Below are 7,221 nucleotides of genomic sequence, written 5' to 3' on the forward strand. Positions count from 1 at the left end.
GGCGGCCGGCGCCGGGGCGGCCGTGACCAGCATCGGAAGGACGAAGGCCAGGAGGGCCGACCGGCGCCGCATCGCCCCTCCCGTCAGTCCAGCGTGATGCGGGCGATGAGCGTCGGCAGTGTCTGGCAGCGGAACAGCCCGTCCAGGGTCTGCGCCTCGGTCAGGCGCACGGTCAGCGCGCAGCCGTAGGAGTGCACGGTCAGCTCCGTCTGCGCCAGATAGCCGCTGGCGGCGGACGGCATGGAGATGCTGTAGCCGGGTGCGCCCATCTTGCCGGCGATGTTGCCGTGCGCGGGGTTGAAGCTCTGCACCTCCAGCGTCAGGGGGCCGAGGTTGCGCAGCACCGTCTCGCTGTTCGGGTCCTCCTTGGTGGCGTAGAGCAGGACGGGCACGACCTTCTTGCGGCCGAACCAGTCGCGCAACGCCAGGTTGGCCAGCACCGGATCGCGGCTTTGCAGCGCCGCCTCCACGGCGATCTGGCGCAGCGCGGTGTCGTTGCCGCCCAGCACCGCCTCGTAGGTGGCGATGCGCGCCGCGCGCTCGCCGCCCAGCAGGCGGGCGCGGATGTCGTTGATGAGGTCGGCGCGCATCTGCACCGCGTGGTCGGCGGCGTTGACCTCCGCCAACTCCTCCTCCTCGCGCATGCGGCGGGCCTGCTCGTCGGCGAGGCGCTGCTTGGATTCGGCGTCGAGGCGGGCGCGCAGCGCCTTGGCCTCCTCCGTGCCGGACACCACGGTCTGGCCGGGCAGCTCGGCGGCCGGCTTGCCCAGGCTGTCCAGCACCTCAGCGTTGGTCCATTCCAGCTTGACGGCGAAGGCGCCGTCGCGGCCGCGCGTGGTGGTGGCGGTGCCGGTCAGCACCTTCTCCACCCCCGGCTCGGCGACCGGGCGCAGGAAGGTGAAGGGGCCGTCGCGGCCGTCGATGACGAAGGTCGGCCTGGCCAGCTTCACGCGCGCCGCGACGCGCAGCGCCGGACCCGATTCGGCGGGGTCGACCGCCACCTCCTCGACCGCCCAGGTGGCGGGCAGCACGCGCGCGACATGCTGGCGCACCGCGTCGGCCGGCGTGCCGTCAGCCGCCTGCAGAGGACCGGCCAGAACCAGCCCGAATCCCAGCGCCGCCAATCCCCGCCACGCCGCATGCGCCATCGCCAAACCCCATCCTCCGCCGCCGAACGGCCCGCGTCGCCCGAAGAGTTGGTAAAGCCAACGGCCACGGAAGGGAAGCGGGTTTTGGGCCGCCGCGCGGAACGAGCGTGGGTTGTGCGCGGCCCGGCTTTCGTTCGGCGGGCCGTGTGCACGGCCCGATCGCGACCGGCGGTCGAAATTGGCGTGACGGGCACACGCTGCTTGTCTATCATCATACATAGGAGTGCAATGCGGCCGCGTCGGCGGCCCAGGGCAGCGACGACTGCGGAAACAACGGGAGCATGCGGGGCGACATGGCGGGGAAAGGCGCGTCGGACGAGCGGTCGGCCCTGATCTGCCGCAACGTCACGGTCAGCGGCCGGCGCACGAGCCTGCGCATGGAGCCGCTGCTGTGGGATTCCCTCAAGGACATCTGCGAGCGGGAAAACTGCACGCTGAACGAGCTGTGCACGATGATCGATTCGAAGCGCGGCAAGGCCAACCTGACGGCCTCCATCCGCGTCTTCATCGTCAGCTATTACCGTTTGGCGGCGGCCAATTCGACGCAGCGCGGCGGCTTCAGCGAGGACGGCGGCATGAGCCAAGCGCTGCGCCGCGCCCTCCAGGACGCGGTGCCGCTGGACGAGTAGGGTCCGGCTACCGGACCGGCCTACCAGCCTCGGCTTACCAGACCCAGCCTACCAGACGAGGCGGGGGATCGCCCAGGTCGGCACGTGGCCCGACGCCTCGATGGCGGCGGCCAGCGAATCGGGGTCGGGGTGCTCGCCCCAGGCGCCGCCCAGCTCCTCGCGGTGGATGCCGCCGGTGACCAGCGCCACGTCGATGCCGGCGGCGTTGGCGCCGGCCACGTCGGTGCGCAGGCTGTCGCCCACCGCCAGGATGCGGGCATGGTCGGAAATGCCCATCAGGCGCAGGCAGCGCTCGTACACCGGGGCGTGCGGCTTGCCGTGGTAGAAGACGGCGCCGCCCAACTCCTCGTACCGCGCGGCCAGCGTGCCAGCGCAGATCACCATGCCGTCGCCGACCATGACGATCAGGTCGGGGTTGGCGCACACCATGGGCAGCTTGCGCGCCGCACAGGCCGCAAGTTGGGGCTCGTAGTCCGCCATCGTTTCGGAGAAGTCGACGATGCCGGTGTTGACGACGAAGTCGGCCTCCTCCGGCGTCGGCACGACGGTGTAGTCCAGGCCGTCGAACACGTCGATGTCGCGGTCCGGGCCGATGTGGTAGAGCCGGCGGCCCAACGCGGCGTGCCAGGGATCGTCGCGGTCGCGCAGCGCCTCGTACGTCGCCTCGCCGGAGGTCATGACGTGGGCGTAGCGGTCGCGGCCGATGCCCATGCCCTCCAGCTTGCGAATGACGCCGTCCGGCCGGCGCGGGGCGTTGGACAGCAGGCACAGCACCTTGCCGGCGGCGTTCAGCCGCTCCAGCGCCTCCGGCACGCCGGGATAGGCCTTCTCCCCATCGTGGATCACGCCCCACAGGTCGAGGATGAGCCCGTCGTAACGGTCGACGACGGAGGACAGGCCGGTGAGCTGGGGAACGAGGTGCATGGTGATGGCGCGCGGGGTCAGGGGACGGGCGCGCCTTTAAAGCATGGGACGATGGTGCGACGCAAAGACCATCACGCCGGCTTCTTGCTGAGGCGCGGTTCGCCGAACAGGTAGCCCTGGCCGAAGTCCAGGCCCATGTCGAGGATCTCGATCAGCTGGTTCTCGGTCTCGATCTTCTCGACGATCAGGTCGATGGGTTCGCCCTCGATGCGTTTGCGCAGGGCTGCGACCTTTCCCTTCATCTCCGGGTCGACCAGCAGGTGGCAGTCGATCTTCAGGTAGCGGAAGTCGTGCAGAAGCAGCGCGTCGACGTTGATGGCGTCGATGTCGGTCACCTGGTCCATGGAGAACCGGAAGCCCAGCTTGGCGAGTTGGGAGAGGATGGCCATGGTCACCGCCTCCCCCGCGCGCAGGTCCGCTTGGCCTAGCTCGAACACCAGCTTGGGCACCAGCGCCTGGTTCTGCGCCATCAGGTGCAGGAACTGCTTCATGAACTCCGCATCGCCCAGCGTGGCCGGCGAGATGTTGGAGACGAAGCCGATGTGGTGCTGGCGCCGCTCCGTCTCGCGGATCAGCTGGATGCAGCGCATCAGCAGCAGGTTGTCCACGGTGGCGATCAGCCCCTCGCGCTCGGCGATGGCGAGGTAGCGGTCGGGCTTGATCTGCGTGCCGTCGGCGCCGCGCACGCGCGAGAACACCTCGTAGAAGCGGTGCTTGCGCTGCGGCAGGCTGACGATGGGCTGGAGGTAGATGTCGATGCGGTCGGCCTTCAGCGCCTCGCGCACCGTCTCCAGCACCGCCGCGTCGTCCATCGGGCTGGCGGCGGGCGGCGGCGTGATCTGGGGGGAAGCCATATGAGGCGCCTGGGTCGCGACGAGCGGCCCGCCGCTTTCCGGCGGGCGGGGGCGCGACTGCGGCGGGCGCGGCGGCGCGTCCGGGGTCGGGCGGGGAGCGCGCTTGTCGTGCAGGCGGGCGACCAGCGACTGGAGAAGCTTCACCTCCTGCATCACGGTGTCGTAGCCGACCACGGTGCCGGAGCGCCGCGCCTCCTCCAGCGCGGCGTTGGCGCGCTCCACGTCGGCGGTCAGGCGGGCGACCTCGCCGTGCAGGCCCTCCACCACCTCGCGCAGGCGGGAGACGCGCTTGGCCGCTGCGCGCTCGCGGTCGAGCCGGGTGACCACCTCGTGCACGAGGCCGCCGGCCAGCACGATGAAGGCGCCGGCCAGCCAGCCCGGCAGCGGGTCCATCTCCGGCCGGATGTAGGGCAGCGTCACGCCCACCGACACCCCGGCGACGGTGTAGGCAAGCGCGTAGACGAGGTGGATGAGCACGGTCATGGCAAGCGCCGCCGAATGCTGCGACGCCGCCGAGAGTGGCCGAGCATGGTTTAGGGGACGTTAATGGTGATCCGCGCCCACCGCGTCGGCCACGGACGCGAACCCATCCGCCTTCAGGCGTGCAGCCAGATCGCGCTTGATGGCGCCGATCAGGGCCGGGCCGCCGTAGACCAGGGCGGAGTAGAGCTGCACCAGCGAGGCGCCGGCGCGGATCTTGGCGTAGGCGTCGTCGCCGGATGCGATGCCGCCGGCCCCCACCAGCGACAGCTTGCCGCCCGTCAGCGCGTACATCTCCCGCAGCACCTGGGTGGAGGGGCCGAACAGCGGCTTGCCGGACAGGCCGCCGGCCTCGTTGCGGAAGCGCTCCGGCAACTCCGGCGGGCGGGCGATGGTGGTGTTGGAGACGATCAGCCCGTCGATGCCGGAGTCCAGCGCCACGGCGGCGATGTCGGCCTTGTCCTCGTCCGTCAGGTCGGGGGCGATCTTCAGCAGAACCGGCGGGTTGCGCGTCAGCTTGCACGCCGCCCGCGCCTCCAGCACGCGGCCGAGCAGCGCCTGCAGCGGCTCGCGCCCCTGGAGCGCGCGCAGGCCCGGCGTGTTGGGCGAGGAGACGTTGACCACCAGATAGTCGGCGAAGGGGGCGAGGCGGCGCACGCCGATGGCGTAGTCGTCGGCGGCCTCCACCGTGTCCTTGTTCTTGCCGACGTTGGCGCCGACGATGCCGGGCGCGCGCTTGCGATTGCCCAGACGGTCCTCGAACCGGCGGGCGAACTGCTCCAGCCCACCGTTGTTGAAGCCCATGCGATTGACCACCGCGCCCAGCTCGGGCAGGCGGAACAGGCGCGGGCGCGGGTTGCCGGGCTGCGGGCGGGGCGTGACGCTGCCCGCCTCGACGAAGCCGAAGCCGAGGCGCAGCATGGCGTCCATCACCTCGGCGTTCTTGTCGAAGCCGGCGGCGAGGCCGACCGGGTTGGCGAAGTCCAGGCCCCAGACGCGGGTGCGCAGCACCGGGTCGTCCACCTCCCGCACCGCCGGGGCGAGGCCCAGCGCCAGGGCGCGGACGGTGAGGGTGTGCGCCGTCTCCGGATCGAACGAGCGCAGCAGCGGCCCCACGACGGGGAACAGGTCGATCACAGCGGAACCTCATCCAGCGGGGGAAACACATGGCGGCCGTCGGGTCCCAGCGGCAGCGGTGCTGCGCGCAGCACCGCCGACACCGGGAGCGGCCCGTACAGGTGCGGGAAGAGCTGGCCGCCGCGCGACGGCTCCCACTTCAAGGCGGGGCCAAGGCGGGCGGCGTCGACGGTGAGCAGAACGAGGCCGTCCTGCCCCGCGCGGTGCTTGGCCGCACTCTCCACCACCTGGGCGGAGGTGGAGAAGTGGATGAAGCCGTCCGCCGCATCCTGCGACGAGCCCGGATAGGCGCCGGTGGGGGCGGCTCGCTCCCACTCCTCGGCGCGGCACATATGATGGATGATTCGCTCGGTCATGGCGGGCGGGACACTACCCGAAAGCGCCTCCACGGACCAGAGCCGCAAGAGCGCGGCGGGACACCGGAAAGGGTGTTGCGGGAATCGCGTTTTGCAAAATGCAAACCGCGCAACAAACGCGATGCGGCATTTTGCAGAAATTATTCTTGATCAAAATCAAACGGCGCTGCGGCGCACCCGGCCAACCCCAGCAGAATCAAGGCTTTTGCGGTGGCAGCGTCAGCGGCGCCGGTTGGCATCGCGCTTGCTGTAACAATGGCAACGTATGGAGGACTGCCATGAACGCGCTGGCAACGACGATGCTGAAGACCCGTGACGCGGTGGACCTGGCGGGCGCCACGGCCACGGACGACGTGACGCACACCCAGGTTCCGCTGAAGCCGACGGCGGCGATGCTGGCCAACGGGTCGCGCGCCGGCGGCGTGTCGGTCGAGGTCGCCTGGAAGATCTATCTGGCGATGATCCGCGAGGCGTGAGCGGGCCGCCGGGGTTTCTCCCTTCCCGGCCTCACTCCACGCCGTCGTAGAACAGGTGCCGGCCGATCTCCGCGCACGGGGAATGGCCGGTGGCCCAGGACGGATGCAGGCCAAGGCGGTGGTAGTGCGTGGCCCCGCCGGTCGGATCGGGCAGCAGCCCGGCGACGGCGCGGCGCGCCACGCGCAGGCAGGTGGCGAACACCGGGTCGGCCGCCGTGACCGCCAGCAGCTTGGCCCGGTTCGGGTCGTTCGCGTTCCAGCACGAGAACTGGTAGGGCTTGCGGCACACGGCGACGACGCTGCCGCCCCACCAGTGGCCGCCACGCCGTTCGGCCCGCCGGACGCGGTTGACCACGACGGCCGCCACCGCCTCGATTCCCCGCACCGGTTCGCCGCGCGCCTCGCCCCACAGGGTGCGGGCGAGGGTGTCGACCGCTTCTTCGGTGGACGCGCCGGCGGCGGGCGGCGCGGTGGTAGATGCTGGCGGTGGCGCGGCGGCGGGGGTGGCGGCCGGCGCCGCGGCGGACATCGGGACCAGACGGGCGCGGCTCATCGCACACCCCCGTCGGCGACGCCGCAGTCCAGCTTGCGCTCGATGCGCAGCAGGTGATCGGTCAGGCGCGTTTCCACGTCCTTCAGCGTGCCGAAGGAGACGTAGGTCTTGGCGACCTCCAGCTTGTAGGCGGCGAGGCTGTCGCGGACCTGCGCCTGCGCCGCCTCCGCGCGGGTGCGCAGCGCGGCCAGGGCGTCCTCGGAATCCTTGCGCAGGCGCGCGATCAGCCAGAACAACCCGCCGAAAACAGGCAGCTCGACGGCCGTGATCCACCAGACCACGTTCATGGTTTCAGGCATCCACATCTCCGTTACAGAAAGAAAATATTGTTGATGGCCGTTCAAAACGGGCGCCGAGGTCGACAATTACTCTTGCGCATTACCCCGGATGCGGTAGCTTCGCGTCGTTGTCCGGCCCATCGGCGCGGCAACGTCTTGAGACACGAAGACTGGGGGAAATAATGCTTCGTACGCTTGCTCTGTCGTCGCTGCTCGTCGTCGGCCTCGCGGGGGCGGCCCTGGCGCAGTCGGCCAACGTCGTCGGCACCTACACCTACAACGGCACCGACACCGACGGTTCGGCCTACAAGGAGGCCGGCACCGTCGTGGTGACGAACGAGAAGTCGGGCGCGCTGAGCGTGAAGTGGGACGGCGGCGACTACGTC

The 7,221-nt window shown here is 70.5% G+C and carries 10 protein-coding genes; 3 read left to right on the forward strand and 7 right to left on the reverse strand.

Annotation, left to right across the window (positions count from 1 at the left end; genetic code table 11):
- Positions 1–83 precede the first annotated feature (83 nt).
- A complete protein-coding gene (locus VED21_RS38810; RefSeq protein WP_414638406.1) occupies positions 84–1,148 on the reverse strand; it encodes a hypothetical protein in 1,065 nt (354 codons plus the stop codon).
- A 281-nt stretch (positions 1,149–1,429) separates the two neighbouring features.
- On the opposite strand from VED21_RS38810, the gene VED21_RS38815 reads away from it, so the two are divergent.
- Positions 1,430–1,777: a ribbon-helix-helix domain-containing protein gene (locus VED21_RS38815; protein ID WP_324891889.1), complete on the forward strand. Its 348-nt coding sequence runs from the start codon at positions 1,430–1,432 to the stop codon at positions 1,775–1,777.
- Positions 1,778–1,825: 48 nt separating this feature from the next.
- Here the strand turns inward: VED21_RS38815 and VED21_RS38820 are convergent, their stop codons facing one another.
- The 4 genes from VED21_RS38820 to VED21_RS38835 form a co-directional block, all read right to left on the reverse strand.
- Entirely contained in the window at positions 1,826–2,701 is an 876-nt protein-coding gene (locus VED21_RS38820) for a TIGR01459 family HAD-type hydrolase (protein WP_324891890.1), read from the reverse strand.
- 71 nt (positions 2,702–2,772) lie between these two features.
- Positions 2,773–4,038, reverse strand: a complete 1,266-nt coding sequence (locus tag VED21_RS38825) for an EAL domain-containing protein (protein WP_324891892.1) — start codon at positions 4,036–4,038, stop codon at positions 2,773–2,775.
- Positions 4,039–4,098: 60 nt separating this feature from the next.
- Positions 4,099–5,172 (reverse strand): quinone-dependent dihydroorotate dehydrogenase, encoded by a 1,074-nt coding sequence (locus VED21_RS38830; protein WP_324891893.1) that lies wholly within the window; start codon positions 5,170–5,172, stop codon positions 4,099–4,101.
- Complete coding sequence (locus tag VED21_RS38835; RefSeq protein WP_324891894.1) at positions 5,169–5,528, reverse strand: DUF952 domain-containing protein; 360 nt, start codon at positions 5,526–5,528, stop codon at positions 5,169–5,171. The genes VED21_RS38830 and VED21_RS38835 overlap by 4 nt, the downstream gene beginning before the upstream one ends.
- Before the next feature lie 278 nt (positions 5,529–5,806).
- Between VED21_RS38835 and VED21_RS38840 the strand changes: the two genes are divergently transcribed.
- A complete protein-coding gene (locus VED21_RS38840) occupies positions 5,807–6,004 on the forward strand; it encodes a hypothetical protein (protein WP_324891896.1) in 198 nt (65 codons plus the stop codon).
- A gap of 31 nt (positions 6,005–6,035) precedes the next feature.
- On the opposite strand, the gene VED21_RS38845 is transcribed toward VED21_RS38840, so the two are convergent.
- Both VED21_RS38845 and VED21_RS38850 read right to left on the reverse strand, forming a co-directional pair.
- Complete coding sequence (locus VED21_RS38845) at positions 6,036–6,557, reverse strand: cell wall hydrolase (protein ID WP_324891897.1); 522 nt, start codon at positions 6,555–6,557, stop codon at positions 6,036–6,038.
- A complete protein-coding gene (locus VED21_RS38850) occupies positions 6,554–6,856 on the reverse strand; it encodes a hypothetical protein (protein ID WP_324891898.1) in 303 nt (100 codons plus the stop codon). The genes VED21_RS38845 and VED21_RS38850 overlap by 4 nt, the downstream gene beginning before the upstream one ends.
- Positions 6,857–7,017: 161 nt before the next feature.
- Between VED21_RS38850 and VED21_RS38855 the strand changes: the two genes are divergently transcribed.
- The coding region (locus tag VED21_RS38855) for a hypothetical protein (RefSeq protein WP_324889420.1) at positions 7,018–7,221 on the forward strand (204 nt) is incomplete at its 3' end.

It is taken from the genome of Azospirillum sp., assembly GCF_035627195.1.
In the GTDB taxonomy this organism is placed as follows: Bacteria; Pseudomonadota; Alphaproteobacteria; order Azospirillales; family Azospirillaceae; genus Azospirillum.